11 protein-coding genes and 1 pseudogene are annotated in these 17,816 nt (G+C 61.1%); 4 read left to right on the top strand and 8 right to left on the bottom strand.

The annotated features are described in order from the left end of the window. The first annotated feature begins 171 nt into the window (after positions 1-171). Positions 172-945: an imidazole glycerol phosphate synthase subunit HisF gene (gene hisF, locus ACPW75_RS08165; protein WP_010633929.1), complete on the top strand. Its 774-nt coding sequence runs from the start codon at positions 172-174 to the stop codon at positions 943-945. Continuing rightward, entirely contained in the window at positions 938-1,573 is a 636-nt protein-coding gene (gene hisIE / locus ACPW75_RS08160) for a bifunctional phosphoribosyl-AMP cyclohydrolase/phosphoribosyl-ATP diphosphatase HisIE (RefSeq protein WP_077095463.1), read from the top strand. The genes hisF and hisIE overlap by 8 nt, the downstream gene beginning before the upstream one ends. A 39-nt stretch (positions 1,574-1,612) precedes the next feature. Here hisIE and ACPW75_RS08155 read toward each other — a convergent pair whose 3' ends face one another. Together ACPW75_RS08155 and ACPW75_RS08150 are read right to left on the bottom strand one after the other, a co-directional pair. Continuing rightward, positions 1,613-3,103 (bottom strand): KAP family P-loop NTPase fold protein, encoded by a 1,491-nt coding sequence (locus tag ACPW75_RS08155; RefSeq protein ID WP_077095464.1) that lies wholly within the window; start codon positions 3,101-3,103, stop codon positions 1,613-1,615. Between the two features lie 139 nt (positions 3,104-3,242). Beyond that, a complete protein-coding gene (locus ACPW75_RS08150; protein WP_077095465.1) occupies positions 3,243-4,865 on the bottom strand; it encodes an acyl-CoA synthetase in 1,623 nt (540 codons plus the stop codon). A 635-nt stretch (positions 4,866-5,500) separates the two neighbouring features. On the opposite strand from ACPW75_RS08150, the pseudogene ACPW75_RS08145 reads away from it, so the two are divergent. Next, positions 5,501-7,027: pseudogene (locus ACPW75_RS08145) on the top strand (YfcC family protein). A gap of 60 nt (positions 7,028-7,087) precedes the next feature. Here ACPW75_RS08145 and ACPW75_RS08140 read toward each other — a convergent pair. After that, a complete protein-coding gene (locus ACPW75_RS08140) occupies positions 7,088-7,276 on the bottom strand; it encodes a hypothetical protein (RefSeq protein WP_017764436.1) in 189 nt (62 codons plus the stop codon). Positions 7,277-7,780: 504 nt separating this feature from the next. On the opposite strand from ACPW75_RS08140, the gene ACPW75_RS08135 reads away from it, so the two are divergent. Next, positions 7,781-8,326, top strand: coding sequence for a glycine zipper 2TM domain-containing protein (locus tag ACPW75_RS08135; RefSeq protein WP_016350791.1), 546 nt, complete (start codon positions 7,781-7,783; stop codon positions 8,324-8,326). A gap of 136 nt (positions 8,327-8,462) precedes the next feature. Here the strand turns inward: ACPW75_RS08135 and ACPW75_RS08130 are convergent, their stop codons facing one another. The 5 genes from ACPW75_RS08130 to ACPW75_RS08110 form a co-directional block, all read right to left on the bottom strand. Beyond that, the gene (locus tag ACPW75_RS08130; protein WP_077095467.1) at positions 8,463-11,681 is read right to left on the bottom strand and encodes an ExeM/NucH family extracellular endonuclease; all 3,219 of its coding nucleotides are present in this window, start codon (positions 11,679-11,681) and stop codon (positions 8,463-8,465) included. Positions 11,682-12,211: 530 nt separating this feature from the next. After that, positions 12,212-12,697, bottom strand: a complete 486-nt coding sequence (xdhC, locus tag ACPW75_RS08125) for a xanthine dehydrogenase iron sulfur-binding subunit XdhC (RefSeq protein WP_077095468.1) — start codon at positions 12,695-12,697, stop codon at positions 12,212-12,214. Further along, complete coding sequence (gene xdhB, locus ACPW75_RS08120) at positions 12,694-13,572, bottom strand: xanthine dehydrogenase FAD-binding subunit XdhB (RefSeq protein ID WP_077095469.1); 879 nt, start codon at positions 13,570-13,572, stop codon at positions 12,694-12,696. Before xdhB ends, xdhC begins: the two co-directional genes overlap by 4 nt. Next, complete coding sequence (xdhA, locus tag ACPW75_RS08115; RefSeq protein ID WP_077095470.1) at positions 13,565-15,883, bottom strand: xanthine dehydrogenase molybdenum-binding subunit XdhA; 2,319 nt, start codon at positions 15,881-15,883, stop codon at positions 13,565-13,567. The genes xdhB and xdhA overlap by 8 nt, the downstream gene beginning before the upstream one ends. A gap of 329 nt (positions 15,884-16,212) precedes the next feature. Then, positions 16,213-17,589, bottom strand: coding sequence for an NCS2 family permease (locus ACPW75_RS08110; protein WP_011706033.1), 1,377 nt, complete (start codon positions 17,587-17,589; stop codon positions 16,213-16,215). Positions 17,590-17,816 lie beyond the last annotated feature (227 nt).

The following is a 17,816-nucleotide window of genomic DNA, read 5'->3' as shown; positions in this document are numbered from 1 at the left end:
TGCATATAGTGGTACTCCCCCGAGTGAAGACACCGCCCGTTTCGGGTCTCTTTTTCCCGCTCAGGAACCCGCTGTTAAAGCATGCAAGCCACCTTTTTCACTCGCCGCCGGGCCCCTGGGCCCGTTGGCAACAACGTTAGTTTTAACAGTGCTTTACATGGAGCAACGAGCATGTTGTCAAAGCGTATTATCCCCTGCCTCGACGTCAAAGATGGCGTGGTGGTCAAGGGAGTGCAGTTTCGTAATCACGAGGTGATGGGCGGCATCGTCGAGCTGGCCCGCCGCTACGCCAGCGAAGGGGCCGACGAGCTGGTGTTCTACGACATCACCGCCTCGAGCGATGAGCGGGTGGTGGACAAGAGCTGGGTAAGCCGGGTGGCCGAAGTCATCGACATCCCCTTCTGCGTTGCCGGCGGCATCAAGAGCGTGGAGGATGCCCGCCAGATCCTGGAGTTCGGGGCCGACAAGGTCTCCATCAACTCGCCGGCGTTGGCCGATCCCACCCTCATCACCCGACTGGCCGAACGCTTCGGCGTGCAGTGTGTGGTGGTGGGCATCGACTCCTATTTTGATGCGCAGAGCGGTCACTATCAGGTCAAACAGTTTACCGGCGACGAGAGCCGCACCCGCACCACCGCCTGGCATACCCTGGATTGGGTGCAGGAGGCGCAAAAGCGTGGAGCCGGTGAAATCGTGCTGAACGTGATGAACCAGGATGGCATGCGCCAGGGCTATGATCTCGAGCAGCTCAAGCTGGTGCGGGCCGTCTGCAAGGTGCCGCTCATCGCCTCCGGCGGCGCCGGTGCCATGGAGCACTTTCGCGATGCCTTCACCCTCGCCGACGTGGACGGAGCGCTGGCCGCCTCCGTGTTCCACAAAGGCCTTATCCCCATTCCCGAACTGAAACGCTGGCTGAAAACCGAAGGAGTCGCCATCCGTGAATAATCAAGCAGTAAACAACGAGCAGTCGCTCGCCGAACGCCTGGACTGGGCAAAATGTGACGGCATGATCCCCGCCATCGTCCAGCATGCCGCCAGCGGCGAAGTGCTGATGCAAGGTTTTATGACCCGGGAAGCTTTGGATAAAACCCTGGCGACCAGTCAGGTCACCTTCTTCAGCCGCAGCAAGCAGCGCCTCTGGACCAAGGGGGAGAGCTCGGGCCATGTGCTCCAGCTGGTCGCCATCACCACCGACTGCGATCAGGACTCCCTGCTGATCGCCGCCAACCCCGTCGGCCCCACCTGCCATCTGGGCAACCCCTCCTGCTTCGACGGCCACCCCGTGCCGCCCCTTGGCTTCCTGGCCGAGCTCGAGCAGATCTTGGCAGCCCGCAAAGGCGCGGATCCGGCCACCAGCTACACCGCCAGCCTCTATGCCAAAGGCACCAAGCGCATCGCCCAGAAGGTGGGTGAAGAGGGTGTCGAAGTGGCGCTGGCCGCCATGGCCAAGGATCGGGAGGAACTTATCAACGAATCCGCCGATCTGCTCTATCACCTGACCGTGCTGCTGCAAAATGAGGGGCTGGGATTGCAGGATGTCGTTCAGCGGCTTTATGAACGGCATAATAAATAAATTTTCTTATTGCTTAACGGGCTATTCAGCCCGTTAAGCTCAGTCAAATGACATCGCTAACTCAACCCAGTTTCTATATACCGACATATCTAATCTGGATTTTTCATATAGCTCTGCATTTAAAATGTAATACTTCAGAGCCTCGCAGTGCTCATCTCTATTAAATCGAGAATGCTGATCAATTAAAATTTTATTTTGTTCTAATAGATGAACAGATGCATTATTGTGTTCACCAAGATAACTCCAAAGATAGTCTCTGATTAAATTTTCAATTTGAATACTGTATTCACCAGAAACAAATTCGACTCCCTGCACTGCTCTCATGGAGAGATATATTGAGCCTTGCAGTTCATTTAATGCCTTTGGTTTTATTTCCTGCATCTTTACATTTGCCAGTTTCTGTCTGCTTCTTGCCATTGTGATTATCATTTCATAATCGGATGGTTTTATCTCATGTAATGCAAGCATATAAGCCAAGAAGACTACATTAATATCGTCTTTCTCTAAATTTAAAAGTACCAATGTCATACGGTCAATTAACTTCTCTGTACTTCGCAAAGATAAGTGGCATGCATCAGATATGGATGACAATACTGTGATAATAGCTTCTATATTTAACCCTTTAGGCCAAACATTATCAAAAGAATGATCTACAAGTACACTATTAGATAAATTACTTTCTATAAAATGTCGTTTTGAACCAGCTAACAAGCTAAAGCGCCTACTAAAAAAACGACTTAAATATGTATGTGCATCAAAATCAGCGCCGTAAATCACCTTCACTGCATGTTGCAATTGCTCGGTATCCGTTGCCAATACAAAAACAACTTTGGGAATGTCGAATATATGCTTGATTGTTTCCAGCATTTCTACCGCATAGGAGGGGCGGCAGCGATCCAGTTCATCAATCAAAATAAAAGCGGGATAATCAAGATCTCCATTACCTAATCCAACAGCCCCTTCCACCCATTGCCGTATCTCTTGTTTAAGATACTGGATAGATTCATAACGCTCTTTCTGATTACTGCATAAGGCATCTACCAGCTGATTGGCATCAGCCCCTTCCAGAGAAAAATCATCTTCTTCCAATCCAGCCTTCTTAATGGCCGCTTTCAATGCCAGTTTGCCGCCGACCTTAAATAATCCCAACAAACGCTGACGCATTCTCTCGGGAATAGGGTTCTCTTTACCTGCAACATGCTTTAGCTGGTCAATAATCGAAGAGATCACCGTCAATAAGGGATCATCAGAAAAGTCCTGCTGCCAAGCATCGATATAGACGGTGGGATAGTGCTGTTTCAGCTCCATATACCAGCGCTTGATAAACCAGGTTTTGCCTGCCCCCCATTCGGCATTGAGGTTCAACACATAGTTGCGCTGTTTGCCCTCTGTCGCCAGATAATTGGTCAGAAATTCGGCATAGCGAGCGCGATCCAGTCGATCTCCTGCGAGAGTATCCCGCACTCCTTCAATGGTTCCCGGACCACTCCATGCAATGGAGTTTTCCCAATTAAACTCTGCACGCGTCATAATATTTTCCTGCCTCGATATTGAGCAGGATATTACCAGAGTGAGCTCCGAAAGAGTTTGATGGACATAGAAGTTTGGTGCCATTTTGCTCCAGGCAAAATGGCACCAACTCAAAACTTGGGATGAGAGTGGCTAGCTCCTACCCCAGCTGCTGGCGCAGCATAAATTTCTGCACCTTGCCGGTGGAGGTCTTCGGCAGCGGGGTGAAGATGATGCGTTTGGGGGCCTTGAAATGGGCCATCTGCTCACGGCAAAACGCAATCAGCTCGGCCTGGCTGAGTTCGCGCCCCTCCTTGAGCTTGACGAAGGCGCAGGGCACCTCCCCCCACTTCTCGTCCGGCATGGCGATCACCGCCACCTCGTCCACATCGGGATGGCGATAGAGCACGTCCTCCACCTCCAGACTGGAGATGTTCTCCCCGCCGGAGATGATGATGTCCTTGGATCTGTCCTTGATCTCCACGTAACCGTCCGGGTGCCATACCGCCAGATCGCCACTGCGAAACCACCCCTCCGCCATCGCCTCGGCGCTGGCAGAAGGATTCTTGAGATAGCCCTTCATCACCACATTGCCGCGCAGCACGATTTCGCCCATGGTCTTGCCATCCCGGGGGACCGGCTCGCCGCTGACCGGATTGATGACCCGCATCTCTCCCTGCAGGGGTGAGGCTACCCCCTGACGTGCTTTCAGACGCGACAGCGTGGTGGCATCCTGCCCCTGCCAGCTTCTTTGCGGTTCGCACAGCACGCAGGGGCCATAGGTTTCGGTGAGGCCGTAGACGTGGGTCACGGCAATCCCCATCGCCTCCATGCCGGCGATCACGGTGGCGGGTGGCGCCGCCCCTGCCGTCATCGCCTTGATGGGGTGGTCGAGCCCGCGTTTGAGGACCGGATCGGCGTTGTTGAGCATGTTGAGCACGATGGGGGCGGCGCAGAAGTGGGTCACCTTGTGCTCGTGCAGCGCCTCATAGATGGCTGCCGCCTGCACATGGCGCAGGCAGACGCTCACCCCGGCGGTAGCTGCCAGCGTCCAGGGGAAGCACCAACCGTTGCAGTGAAACATCGGCAGGGTCCAGAGATAGACGCTGTGCTTGGGCAGCTCCCAGGAGAGCACGTTGTTGACCGCATTGAGGTGGGCGCCGCGGTGGTGATAGACCACCCCCTTGGGGTTGCCGGTGGTGCCGGAGGTGTAGTTCAGGGAGATCGCCTGCCACTCATCTTGCGGCAGCCAGCCGGGCTCATCCCCATTCCCCTCTGCAAGAAACGCCTCATAGTCGAGGTCGCCGACCAGCTCCCCCTCTCGGTAGAGGGGATCGTCGATGGCGATGAGCAGCGGCGCGAGTTCAATCAATGTCAGCGCCTTGCGCACCACGGCGCCGAATTCCCTGTCTACCAGCACCACCTTGCTCTGGGCATGCTGGAAGATAAAGGCCATCGACTCGGCATCGAGCCGGGTGTTGATGGTGTTGAGCACGGCGCCGCTCATGGGCACCCCGAAGTGGGCCTCGAACATGGCCGGGGTATTGGGGGCGACGATGGAGACGGTATCCCCCTCGCCGATGCCATGCAGGCGAAGGGCCGAGGCCAGCTGGCGACAGCGCTGCTCGGTCTGGGCCCAGCTCTGGCGCAGGGGGCCGTGGATCAGCGCCGGATAGTCGGGGTAGACCCGGGCGGCCCGCCCCAGAAAGCTGATGGGGGTCAGCGCCTGGTAATTGGCGGGATTTTTTTCCAGATCGCGCTGATAGATGTTCTGCTCTGTCATCGGGTTCCTTCCTCGCAGGTAGCAAAAGCGGTGCGCTCCCGGGAGCGCCGGCAACCACCCTCTGGCGTCCTGCCAGAGGGTGCTCGTATCGGGGATCACAGCCTAGCGCGAGGTGATGGTCGCAGGTATTAGCAAAACGTCTTAGAGGCGCCGTGCTGGCGCCGCTAGTCTGACCAAGCTGCATGCTGATGCCTGTTTTTTCAGCGACAAATGTCGATGGCCAATATCCTCGGCATAAAACCCGGCAAATAATGAATATGCTGATGCTTGCATGCAAGCTGGCCATATCTGGTTGCAGGATTACCGATATCGATATATTTACAAACATCGCCAGCTGGATATTTATGGCATAAGCAAGCGCATCGGTTTATTGCCAATAAATTAATGACAAACCTCCCATTAAATATATTTTGTGACGGCTTCCATAAAGCAGGCCCGCAGCGCTGTTCATGCTTCCCCTCGGCGGGTTATGGTTTCTTGGTGAAACAATCTACCGGATGTTCAATATCAGGCCAGATTTCTCGCCATACGATGCGCCACAACCAGTGAGTTTGCGCACTCTCGCTGCATGACGAAGGAACCCTATCGACCCGATATTCCGCCGAGCCCGAACCTGCTTTATCGAGGAGCATTTTATGTGTGCCGAGCCGAATACCCAGACCCGCAGACAATTTCCCACCGCGTTTACCATTTTGTTTTTGATCATGTTGTTGGCCATCGCCCTCACCTGAATAATTCCGGCGGGCGCCTATGCCAAGCTCTCTTATAATCCCGCCAGCCATATGCTGACCATCAACACGCCGCAAGGGGAAACCCGGCGCGTGCCCGCCACTCAGGATGAGCTGACCAGGCTCGACATCAATATCGGGGTGGAGCAGTTCGTCAACGGCACCATCCGCAAGCCCATCGCCATCCCCGGCACCTATGAGCGGCTGGCCCAGGCGCCGAAGGGGCTCTCCGACGTGGCAGTGAGCATGGTCAAGGGCACCATAGAGGGAGCCGACATCATCGTCTTCATCCTGGTGCTGGGGGGGCTGATCGGCGTCATCAACAAGACGGGGGCCTTCAACGCCGGGCTGGTGGCGCTGTCGCGCAAGACCCGGGGCAACGAGTTCCTGTTTGTGGCGCTGGTCTGCTTTGTGATGGCGCTGGGGGGCACCACCTGCGGACTGGAGGAGGAGGCCGTCGCCTTCTATCCCATCCTGGTGCCCATCTTTCTGGCGCTCGGCTATGACGCCATCGTCTGCGTGGGGGCCATCTTCCTTGCCGCCTCCATGGGCACCACCTTCTCCACCATCAACCCCTTCTCGGTGGTGATCGCCTCCAACGCCGCCGGCATCCCCTTTACCGAGGGGCTGAGCGTTCGCGCCGTCGGCTGTCTGGTGGGCACCCTGGTGGTGATCGGTTATCTCTACTGGTACTGCAAGAAGATCAAAGCCAACCCCGCCTTCTCCTACACCTATGAGGACAGAGAGAGCTTCCGGGCCCGCTTCCTGAAAGAGGGCTCCCTCGATGAAGGGGTCCCCTTCACCCTGCGCCGCAAGATCATCCTGACCCTGTTCATCCTCGCCTTCCCCCTGATGGTGTGGGGCGTCTCCATGGCTGGCTGGTGGTTCCCGCAGATGGCGGCCTCCTTCCTTGCCGTCGCCATCGTCATCATCTTCATCTCCGGCCTCAAGGAGAAAGAAGCGGTCGAGGCCTTCACCCAGGGCGCGTCCGAGCTGGTGGCCGTCTCGCTCATCATCGGGCTGGCGCGGGGGGTCAACCTGGTGCTGGATCAGGGGATGATCTCGGACACCATCCTAGCCTATGCCTCCAGTCTGGTGGCCGGCATGCACGGCGCCGTGTTTGCGGTGGCCCAGATGCTGGTGTTCACCCTGCTGGGGCTGGTGGTGCCCTCCTCCTCGGGGCTGGCGGTGCTCTCCATGCCCATCATGGCGCCGCTGGCGGATACCGTGATGATCCCGCGCTACATAGTGGTGTCGGCCTACAACTGGGGACAGTACGCCATGCTGTTCCTGGCCCCCACCGGGCTGGTGCTGGTCACCCTGCAGATGCTCGGTATCCAGTTCAACCAGTGGGTCAGGTTCGTGCTGCCCATGGTGGGCTTTGTGCTGGGATTTGGCGCCCTGATGCTGGTGGCGCAGGTGATGATGATCTAGGGCACATGGCCCCCGCCCCGGCGGGGGTCATGCCTTATCCAGGGTGCAGATCTGGAGAGCCTAGTGACGCACCCTGTGTTGCTGGCGAAAACAGAAGAGCTTTAGGCTGATGTCGGCAAGGTCGGCGGGCAGCTCCTGCGCCGTCTCACAGAGGGGTTGATAGAGGGAGTCCAGCAGCCGCTGGGCTTGTTCCCGGGTGATGATGCCGGCCTGCACGGCCGGTTGTATCCATCTTGGCAGCATCGACATATGAACCCCCTTGCTGACCGGATGACCGCAGCCGATCTGGCCTGACTGCGGGTGGCGCCTGCCGGCTCACATTGGAGCGGGCCGCCAGAGACGCGCGATTTATTCTCTCTGCCAACAGAGCAAGCATAATGCTTGCCGTGATCTGTTATCGGCCGCCAGCCATCCCGGCAACAGTGATTTATCAAGCGGTTGGCGCGCCCTGACTGACGCTGGTGGATGACAAGTTCCTCTGGTTTGCCACTGCGCCAGCCAGCGGTGGCAGGAGCTTGGCGCAAAATGGGAAAACAGGTCCAGCTGAATCGCAAAATGCCATTCGCAGATCGCTTTTGTAGCCTTCCCCCCGCCCCTTGTCGCCAAAGCCCGACACCTTTTTGACGAGGCTCTTTTCGATGCAGTCAGGGGCTGTCGTGCCCGCACCGGCTTTGCCTTGTGCCTCCTTGCCCTTGTGCCAAGATGACCGCAAGCAAGAGACGCATCCCGTGATGCATTTGAGGAGAAGAAAAAATGAACAAATCCATGTTGGCAGGAGTCGGGATCGGTGTGGCCTCTGCGCTGGCCTTGTCAGCCGCCGCCAGCGGATCCCTGTTTTCATCACAGCCTCAGTTCGCCGAAGTGCTGGCCAGCAAAGCGGTGACCGAGACCATCAAGACCCCCCGTCAGGAATGTCGCAACGTCACCGTGACCCACCGCAAGCCGGTGCAGGACGAGCACAAGATCCTGGGTACCGTGGTCGGCGCGGCGCTAGGCGGGGTGCTCGGCAACCAGTTCGGCGGCGGCAACGGCAAGAAGGTGGCGACCGCCGCAGGTGCCGTGGCCGGTGGCTATGCCGGCAACCAGGTGCAGGGCAACATGCAGGCCGGTGATACCTACACCACCACCGAGCAGCGCTGCAAGACGGTGCAGGAGAGCAGCACCCGTACCCTGGGCTATGACGTCACCTACCGCCTCGCCGGTCAGGAAGGGGTGATCCGCATGAACAAGGCCCCCGGCGCCACCATCCCGGTCAAGGATGGCAAGCTGGTGATCGACGGCCCTCAGAGCGGCAGCTGATCCCGTCAGCTGGTCCAGCTCAGAGGCCCATCCTGGTGATGGGCCTCGCTGTTTTCGGTACTCCCGGCTGACAACAGCAAGGTGACCAACAACAGAAAGGGGCCCGCAGGCCCCTTTTTATATTGAGAAGTCATCCTCAGTGGCGACCGAAAGGCCACCAGGACTTGTCGTTGTCCAGAATGTCGACCCGGGTCTCCTGCAGGTTGCCCGGCTGGCCACCTTGCAACGCAGCCAGGCTCACCTTGAACTGCTCGGTGGGCTCGACAAACCAGTCATCGATGATCAGCACCTTGACCGACTTGCTGCCCCCCTCGCCCGCGGCCCAGCTCACCGACTGACCGAACCAGGGCAGGAAATCTAGCCCCCAGCGCGCCGTGACTCCGTCAAGGGCCACCCGGGCCCGGGCCGGCTTGCTCAGATCACCGCTGCGCACCAGCGGGATCTCGGCAAACCACTGCCCCTCGTTCACCGTCAGGCTGGCGCGCGCCAGCGAGATGGTGGACGGCGCCAGCTTGTCCTTGATGGTCACCAGGGTCTGGTGCTGCTCGCCCAGGGTCGCGCCACTCGGGTCAAACAGCTCCAGGGTAAAGGTCTCGTCCCCCTCGTTCAGGGTGTCGCTCTTCACCGGGATGCTGATGGTCTGGCTGTCGCTCTGTCCGGCGGCCCAGTGCAGGGTGCCGGTAAGCGGCGCCACGTCGTTGGCATCGGCGCTGCCGTAGGCAATGCGGTAGCTGACGCTGGCCTCCCCATAGGTGCCGTCACGGCGCGCCACGCTCAAGGCCAGGGTGTTGCCCTCCTCCACGTTCGCAGCGGCGCTCTCGAGGCTCAATACCCCGGCAGGCGGCAGCGGATACTGGATGGCCACCAGCACGGGATCATGATCCGAGGCGCTGAAGGGCCCTTCGGATTTCGCCAGCTGGCCGCTGTACTTGCTGCCGTACTCGAAGAAGTTGCTCTCGGCGGAGTTGATGTGCCAATCCTCGATGCCGATCACCTTGGCCGCGAGACTCGGGTTTGCCAGGGCGTGATCCAGGTTGCCGAGCTCACCTTCATAGCTGTAGGAGTAGGTGTCGGTGCCGTGGAAGCGGGTGTTGAGGTTGATAAGGCCATACCCCTTGCCAAGGGCGCTGCCGCTCTCCTCATAGGGCTGACCCGCCAGGGTGGTGAAGGAGGCGCTCATGATCTGACGGGGTTGAGCGGCCGGATCATAGTTGGTCAGCACCCGGATGGGATCCTCCATGCCGTAGGCGTTCATGTCGCCGATGAGCAGCAGATCCCCGGCCAAATCCTTGAGGTGCTCCCCCAGCACCTTGGCGGCGGAGACCCGCAGCGCATTGCAGTGGCCCTGGCCATCCAGCGGATCGGCGGTGGCGTAGTCGGGGTAATCCTCGAAGCAGGCGGAACCCTTGGACTTGAGATGGTTGACCACCAGAGTCAGCGGCGCATCCCCCTTGGGCGAGCTGAAGCGCTGCACCAGTGACTCGCGCATCCCCTGATTGATGGTCACCGGCTTGCCGCTGGCATCCACCGCCTCAGCCTGCTGCACCGGCAGCGCGATGAGGCTGGCAGCCCCCTCCGGGGTCACCTTGGCGGGTCGGTAGATGAGCCCCACCGTGATGGCGTCGGTGCCAATCGGCTTGCCATCCGGCGAGGCAATCCAGCGGTAGTGATCCGCCTCATCCGGCTGGGCGGCGTTGAGGGCCGCCACCAGGTTGGCGATGGCGGAGTTGTCGCCATAGCCGTTGTTCTCGATCTCCATCAGCCCCACCACGTCGGCATTGAGGCGGGTGATGGCGCTGACGATCTTGGTGCGCTGCAGCTCGAACTCCGCCACCGTCAAGGCGCCCCGGTTGCTGCCGGTGGGGTTGGCATCCCCGCCCACGACCGTGGTGAAGAAGTTGAGCACGTTGAAGCTGGCGACCCGCAGATCCCCCGCCTCGGCGAGTTCCGGCGTTTCCACCCGATCCCAGCCACTGTGATCTATCTGGCTGGCGTCGATGTGGTTGCTGGCCACCAGTCGGAACAGGTTGTAGGAGTAGCCAAGCGCCCCTTCCAGCCCGTTGAGCTTGTCGCCGATGCGCAGGTAACCGTCCTCGGCGTTGAAGCCGGGGAACCAGGGCAGCACGCCGTCCGGCGCCTTGGCGTCGGTCTCCACCACCAGCTGGTTCTGCTGGTTGCGCAGAGCCCAGTTGCTCGCCTCCTGGCTCATGGCGGCAAATTTCTGGGTCGACTTGATAAGCGGCGCACCATAGGCCAGCACCAGGTTGTTGCGCTTGCCGTCGTAATCGAAGCTGAAGTTGCGGGTCACCACCAGGCTGGAGCCCGGCACCAGCCGTACCTGCATCCCCTCGTGACGCTCCAGCAGCTGGCTCAGGCTCTCGCCCGCCACCGGCAGCAGATCCACCGCGGCCGGGATGGCCCCCTGCGGCCGGGTCACCACCAGCTCGTCGGCGTTGAGCTGGGTCTGGTTGAAATACTCCTTCACCTTGCCAGAGACGCACACTTCGGCCCCCGGCACGATGGCAGCGTTGGCCTTGGTGCTGTAGACGAAGAGGCCGTCGGAGGTGGCCGGATCGCCGTCCCCCTGCTCATCTTGAATGAAGAAGCCCTTGTAGAGGCCGCTGACCACCTGAGTCACCACGCCGCGGGTGGCGTAGGCCTGTTCCGATTCGAACTTGCCGGCCGGCACCAGCGGGCTGCTGGTGCCCGGGCCCTGAATGGCGGGCACCGGCACCAGGCTGTCCACCGGGCAGACGAAGGCGGGCGGCTGGGTGCCATCGCAGGGACCATCGCCACTGCAACCCAGGCCACTGGCGTCATCTTTCGGGGCGGCCACATATTCCAGCGCTGGATCGAAGGGTCCGGTTGCCTCAGTCCGGCCGGTGGTGACGGTGGCCTTGCGGCGCAGGGTCATGTCCAGGGTCGAGACGTTGCCCGACACCCAGGCCGTGCCCGGATCCACCCCGACCTGGCCGAAGCTGTCGATTATCTCGCTGCCGCGATAGAGCACCAGGGCGTCGTCACCGTTGAACACCAGGTTGCCGCTGGTGCGGTTGGCCTTGGCCAGGATCTCGCTGCTGGCGGAGGGGTTGGCCAGCACCAGGGTGGCGCCCGGGGCCAGCGTGCCTTGCAGCGTCAGGCTGTTGGTGGGGGATTCGCTGATGGGTTTGCCGTTGGCGTAGAGTGCCAACCGGTATTGGGAGAGATCGACGAGGTCGCTGCCGAGGTTGCTCAGCTCCACCGCCTTGTTGTTGCCCGAGCCTTCCAGGTATTCGCTGATGAGCAGCTGTGCCTGTGCCGGTCCCGCCAGCGCCAGCCCGACGGCCAGCGCTACCAGAGAGTGTCTTCCTGACATGCCAGTTTCCTTTTTCTTTTTGATGTTATGTTTTGCGCCCCGCCAAGCGGGCCGCAGCACCTGATTACAACCCTGATTGCGTATCATGGCGGCCTTGGCCGACCATGGCGCCTACTCTGCCCGTTTCCGCTAAGGGTCGCCGCGAGCTGGCTAACAATTACAGAAAAATGTTGCGACCAGGTGACAAAAAAGAGGGCTTTTTTCAGACTCCTTGCCATTATTTTCCGTTATTTCCCGCCCGCCGGTATTTGCTGCCGCCAATAGGCAAAGGCGGCGCACAAGATGGCGACACAAGCTGACATATCGCGTAAAAACAGTCGCTTGCCACCCCACCGGCTGCCGCGCGCAGCCGATTGTTTGTTATTCAGGCGAACAGATGGGTGACACGGGATAGGTGCCCCCCACTGCCCGCCCGAAATAACGGGATGCACGCTTGAGCAGCGGGGTGAAAATAACCTCTCGGCCTATTTCAGGCGCTGTCACCTCGCTGCCGAACGACGGCTTGCGAGGCTAATCGAGGGGTGAGCCCGTCACCCCTTGCAGCACTTCTTCACCGCCCGTACCACGTTCTGATAACCGGTGCAGCGACACAGATTCCCCGACAGGCCGCGGCGGATCTCCGCGTCGGTCAAGGGACGGCGATCTGTCTTGTCGAGCAGGGCGGCGCTCGCCATCACGAGGCCCGGGGTGCAAAAGCCGCACTGCACCGCCCCCTCGTCGATAAAGGCCTGCTGCACGTCGGAGAGCTCATTGCCCTGCCGCTCCCCCTCCACAGTGCGAATGGATTTGCCATCGGCCCACACCGCCAGATAGAGGCAGCTGTCGATGGCGGTGCCATCCACCCGCACGGTACAGGCGCCGCACTCACCGACACTGCACCCCTCTTTTACGCTGATGAGCCCCTGCCCGCGCAGGAAGTGAAGCAACGACATGGTGGGCGACACCGCGTAGGAGTAAGGCTTGCCGTTGATCTCGCACTGGATCGCAACAGTGGGACAGCTTTGCGGTTGCATCATAGGATCTTGCCTCCGGCACGTTCGACGGCGCAGGTGATCACCCGCTGCGCCAGGGTTTTGATCAGGTGCAGGCGAAACTCTTTGTCTGCCCGCCAGGAGGAGCGCGGCGCCACGTCGGCCCCCACCGCCTCGGCAATGGCCGCCAACGTCGCCCGGGTCAGCGGTTGCCCCTCGGCCGCCGCTTCCGCGTGCGGGGTGCGCACCGGCGTCGGGGCCGCCACGCCGTAGGCCAGCCGCAGGCGCTTGAAGTGACCATCCTCAATCTGGCAATAGGCGGCGCAGCCGATGGTGGCGATGTCCATGGCCCCCCGCATGGCGTATTTGAAGTAGTGGGAGCCCACCTGGGGGTGCGCGTCCGGGGCAAAGTGCAATGCCACCAGGATCTCCGCCGGTTGCAGCGCCACCTTGCCCGGGCCGGTGTGAAAGCCGGCGATGGGAATGCGGCGCGTGCCATCGGGGCCGGCGATCTCCAGCTCAGCCTCCAGTGCGACCGTGGGCGCCGCCGAGTCGGCACTGGTGGCGCCGTTGCAGATGTTGCCGCCATAGGTGGCCACGTTGCGGATCTGCGGGCCGGCGATGGTGGCGGCGGCTTCCGCCAGCATCGGCAGGCGGCGCTGCACCAGTTCGTTTTCGATGAGCTCGGTAAAGGTGGTGCCAGAACCGATGCGAATAGAACCGTCAGCCAGTTCGCTCACCCCCTTGAGCTCAGGCAAGTCGTGAATATCGACGATATGGCGATAGGCGGCGTTGAGGTGATGGAGCTGGATCATCACATCGGTGCCACCAGCCAGCAGGCGCGCTTCGGGGTCGGCCTGGCGCAGGGCGACCGCCTCGGCCACGCTGTGGGCCTTGTAATAACGGGCAATATCAAACATGGCGTTGCTCCTCCCCTGCTCCCTCGCCAATCAGACCCGCCGCGACAAACTCCCGAAACAGGGTCTTGGGGGTGATGGGCAGCTCGTTGATGGCGACCCCGGTCGCCATGCGAATGGCGTTACGGATCGCCGGGCCCGGCGAGATGATGGGCGGCTCCCCCAGTGACTTGTGGCCATAGACCGACTGGGGCTCGTAGGTCTGCACGAAGTCGCATTCAAGCTCGGGCAAATCCAGCATGGTGGGGAACTTGTAGTCGAGCAGGTTGGGGTTGCGCACCACGCCGGTCTTGGCGTCGATGATCATCTCCTCGAACAGCGACCAGCCGATCCCCATCCCCATGCCGCCGTGCACCTGCCCCTCTGCCAGCTGTGGGTTGAGGATCTTGCCCGCATCGTGCAGGTTGAGGATGCGGTTGATGGTCACCTTGCAGAGATCGATGTCGACACTGAGATCGACGAAGGTGCAGCCAAAGCTCGGCGGGTTGGTGGTGGTCTTGTGGGAGACTTCCGAGGTGATCTGGCCGCCGATGGTGAGGTGGTAATAGGCGTTGACCGATACCTCGGCGACGCTGATGAGCACCTTGTCCGGCGCACCCGCCAGCACCACGTAACCGTCGATCAGGGTCAGCGATCCCACGTCCTGATGGCAGAGCTGAGCCGCCAGCGACAGGATGCGGGCCCGCAACTGCAGCGCCGCCTGATGGATGGCGGGGGCCGCCACATAGCTCTGGCGCGAGGCGAACGAACCCGGATCATAGGCGGTGATGTCGGTATCCTGGGTCGAGATGACCCGGATCTGCTCAAACGGAATGCCCAAGGTCTGGGCCGCCATCTGGGCAAAGACGGTATCCGAGCCCTGCCCTATCTCGGTGGCACCGATCTGCAGATTGACGGTGCCATCCTGGTTGAGCAGCATGCGGGCGCCGGCAATTTCGACCCCTACCGGATAGGTGTTGGAGCCGTAGCTAAAACAGGCCACCCCGATACCACGGCGTACCCGACTTGCCGGTTCCTGCGCCAGACACTCGGCCTTGAGCCGTTCCCACTCGAACTGCTCGCCACCCCGGCGCAGACACTCAGGGAGCCCTGCGCTGTAGATGGTCTTCTGGTTGACCTGATTGACATCCCCCTCGCGCGCCACGTTGGCGATGCGTACCGCAAGCGGATCCAGTCCCAGCTCGGCGCAGGCGTCATCCAGCATGCATTCGAGGGCAAACACCACCTGGGGCGCGCCGTAGCCGCGCATGGCACCGGCGGTGGGCAGGTTGCTGTAGAAGGTTTTGGCGTCATAGCCAAAGGCGCTGCGCGGATAGAGGTAGCTTATCTTGTTGGCGCCGGCGCTGGCGATGGAGTGGCCGTGGGAGGCATAGCCGCCGGTGTTGGAGAGCACGTTCAGCTGATACCCCTTGAGGGTGCCATCCCGGTTGATACCGAGGGTGCCGTCGATGGCAAAACCGTGGCGGGTGCGCGAGGCAAAGAAGCACTCCTCCCGGCTCAAGGTCACCTTGACCGGCACGCCGCCAAGCTTGTAGCTCAAAAATGCCGCCATCGGCTCTTCCAGCACATCCTGCTTGTTGCCAAAACCGCCGCCCATGTAGGGCTTGATCACCCGCACGCTGGACCAGGGCAAGCCGAGGGATTTGGCCACCCGGCTGCGCACAATCTGGGGGATCTGGGTGCTGGTGACGACGATGATGTGGTCCGGCTGATCCATGTAGGCGTAGCAGGTCACCGTCTCCAGATGACAGTGCTGCACCACCGGCGTCTGGTAGTGCCCCTTGAACTGCAAGTCGGCGGCGGCGATGGCCTGCTCCGGCTCTCCCGCCCGGATCTGGCTCTGGCGCAGCAGGTTGCCGGTTGGGTGGATGGGATAAGCCCCCTCGGCCAGGGCGCTGGCCGCATCCGTCATCACCGGCAGCGGCTCGTAGGTCACCTTGACCAGGGCGGCGGCCTTCTCGGCCACCAGCGGATCGCGGGCTACGACGATGGCGACGCCATCGCCAAAGTGACGCACATGGTCGGTGAGCAGGCGGCGGTCTTTCACATCCCGCTTGGTCTCATCGAGGGACCAGGCGTGACCGGCGGTGCGAAAACAGGTGGTGGGCACATCCTCGTGGGTGAACACGGCTTCAACCCCGTGCAGCGCCAGCGCTTCGCTGGCATCGATGGTGAGCACCTTGCCGTGGGCGATATGGCTTCGCACGTACTTGGCGTGGCGCATGCCGAGCATGATGTTGTCGTCGGTGTAGCGGGCGCTGCCGGTCACCTTGGCCTCGGCATCCACCCGCTTGAGCGGTAATCCTATGGACATATGCAAGTCCTTTGTCAGGCAGAAAAAATCAGAACCGGTATAAAAAACAGCAAGATATGCGCCCGTTTCCGGCAAGGCGGGCCAACCGGGGGGCAAAGGCGGCGAGCAAAGGGAAGAAGTGTGAAGAAGATCCCATCCGGCGCCCATCAGGCTCTCCGTCATGGCCGTGACCAGCCCCGCAGCTGCAGCCCATGGAGGACGCGGCGGCGCCAGTGTCGGGCGGCGTTATCAATCTGGTAAGCCCCGTTATCAAAATGGTATGAGTTCGGTTTGCAGCGCGGGGCCGGCCAAGAGAGGCTGGCCCCGCCAAGAGAAGGAAATGATCCGGACTAGATGGCCCAGCCGCCGGCGTAGAAGAGCACCAGCGCCAGGGCGATGATGACGGTGCCGACGTTGAGCTTGCGCCACTCCTTCGAGCAGATGCGGCCGATCACCAGGGCGCTGAAGCCCAGCATGATGCCGGTGACGATGTTGCAGGTGAGCACGATGAAGACCGCGCACAGCAGGCCGGACATGGCCCCGACGAAGTCATCGAAGTCGAGCCGGGCGACGTTGCTCAGCATCAGCAGCCCCACGTACATCAATGCCGGCGCGGTGGCATAAGCCGGCACCAGGTAGGAGAGCGGCGAGAGGAACAGCATCAGCAGGAACAAGACCCCCACCACGGTGGCAGTGAGGCCGGTCTTGCCGCCTGCCGCCGTGCCCGCCGCCGATTCGATGTAGACGGCGGCCGGCGCGGCCCCCACCAGACCGGAGAAGATGCTGCTGATGGAGTCGGCGCTGAGCGCCTTGCCGCTGTTGATGATGTGGCCATCCTTGTCCAGCAGGTTGGCCTGCCCCGCCACCGCGCGAATGGTGCCGGTGGCATCAAACACCGCCGTCATCACCAGCGCCAGCACGCTTGGCAGCACCAGCGGCGAGAGCGCCCCCATGATGTCCAGGCTGAAGATGAGGGACTTGCCCTGTTCGTCGGCGAGACTCGGCATGGCGAACAGCCCCTGGTACTTGACCGCCGGATCGAAGATGAGGCCGAAAATGGAGATGGCGATGATCACCAGCAGGATCCCGCCCGGAACTTTAAGCTTCTCCAGCCCGACGATGACCGCCAGCCCGATGAGGGACATGATGACCGGCATGGAGGTAAAGGCCCCCAGCGCCACCGGTAGCCCCTCCAGCGGGTTCTTGATCACCAGCCCCACCCCGTTGGCGGCGATCAGCAGCAGGAAGAGCCCGATCCCGATGCCGGTGCCGTGGGCGATCCCCATCGGCAGGTTGTCGAGGATCCAGCTGCGCACCCCGGTCACCGAGATGGCGGTAAACAGCACCCCCATCAGAAAGACGGCGCCGAGCGCCACCGGGATGGAGATCTGCTGCCCCAGCACCAGGCTGAAGGCGGTAAAGGCGGTAAGCGAGATGGCGCAGCCGATGGCCATCGGCAGCTTGGCCCAAAGCCCCATCAGCAGCGAACCAAAGCCCGCCACCAGACAAGTGGCCACGAACACGGCGCCGGGGGGAAAACCCGCCTTGCCGAGCATGCTGGGCACCACGATCACCGAATAGACCATGGCGAGGAAGGTGGTGAGCCCCGCCAGCACCTCCTGGCGCACGTTGCTGCCCCGCTCGCTGATCATGAAGTAGCGATCGAGCGCGCCGCCGGCGGGTTGTCGTCCCGCCGCCGCCCCCTTGTCCGCAACTGCCCCGTCCATCTCGTTTATCCTGTTTGTCTGGCTCATGGCCGACTCCTTCCTGCATCCCTGAATGTGTCGTGACGAAATGGCGGTCGGTGCCGTGGATCTCTGCTGCCACGGTCGCCGGCATCATGGGGTTGGCAGGCAAGGCAAACGTTTGACTTGCCATCTAAAAAAACCGGGCCATTTCACCTGCTGTGGCGGGGCAAGCGCCCCGCCTGTCGTGCGGCGCAGGCGCCACGCTG

Origin of the sequence: Aeromonas sp. FL131 (assembly GCF_049860615.1) — a bacterium.
GTDB lineage: Bacteria > Pseudomonadota > Gammaproteobacteria > Enterobacterales > Aeromonadaceae > Aeromonas > Aeromonas hydrophila.
The sequence above is the reverse complement of the archived record's forward strand: the minus strand, read 5'-3'. Positions and strand labels throughout refer to the sequence as shown.

Excerpts from the sequence above, each read along its gene's own strand:
- hisF (WP_010633929.1), top strand. The coding sequence starts at position 172 with ATGTTGTCAAAGCGTATTATCCCCTGCCTCGACGTCAAAGATGGCGTG.
- ACPW75_RS08155 (WP_077095464.1), bottom strand. The coding sequence starts at position 3,103 with ATGACGCGTGCAGAGTTTAATTGGGAAAACTCCATTGCATGGAGTGGT.
- ACPW75_RS08150 (WP_077095465.1), bottom strand. The coding sequence starts at position 4,865 with ATGACAGAGCAGAACATCTATCAGCGCGATCTGGAAAAAAATCCCGCC.
- ACPW75_RS08140 (WP_017764436.1), bottom strand. The coding sequence starts at position 7,276 with ATGTCGATGCTGCCAAGATGGATACAACCGGCCGTGCAGGCCGGCATC.
- ACPW75_RS08135 (WP_016350791.1), top strand. The coding sequence starts at position 7,781 with ATGAACAAATCCATGTTGGCAGGAGTCGGGATCGGTGTGGCCTCTGCG.
- ACPW75_RS08130 (WP_077095467.1), bottom strand. The coding sequence starts at position 11,681 with ATGTCAGGAAGACACTCTCTGGTAGCGCTGGCCGTCGGGCTGGCGCTG.
- xdhC (WP_077095468.1), bottom strand. The coding sequence starts at position 12,697 with ATGATGCAACCGCAAAGCTGTCCCACTGTTGCGATCCAGTGCGAGATC.
- xdhB (WP_077095469.1), bottom strand. The coding sequence starts at position 13,572 with ATGTTTGATATTGCCCGTTATTACAAGGCCCACAGCGTGGCCGAGGCG.
- xdhA (WP_077095470.1), bottom strand. The coding sequence starts at position 15,883 with ATGTCCATAGGATTACCGCTCAAGCGGGTGGATGCCGAGGCCAAGGTG.
- ACPW75_RS08110 (WP_011706033.1), bottom strand. The coding sequence starts at position 17,589 with ATGGACGGGGCAGTTGCGGACAAGGGGGCGGCGGCGGGACGACAACCC.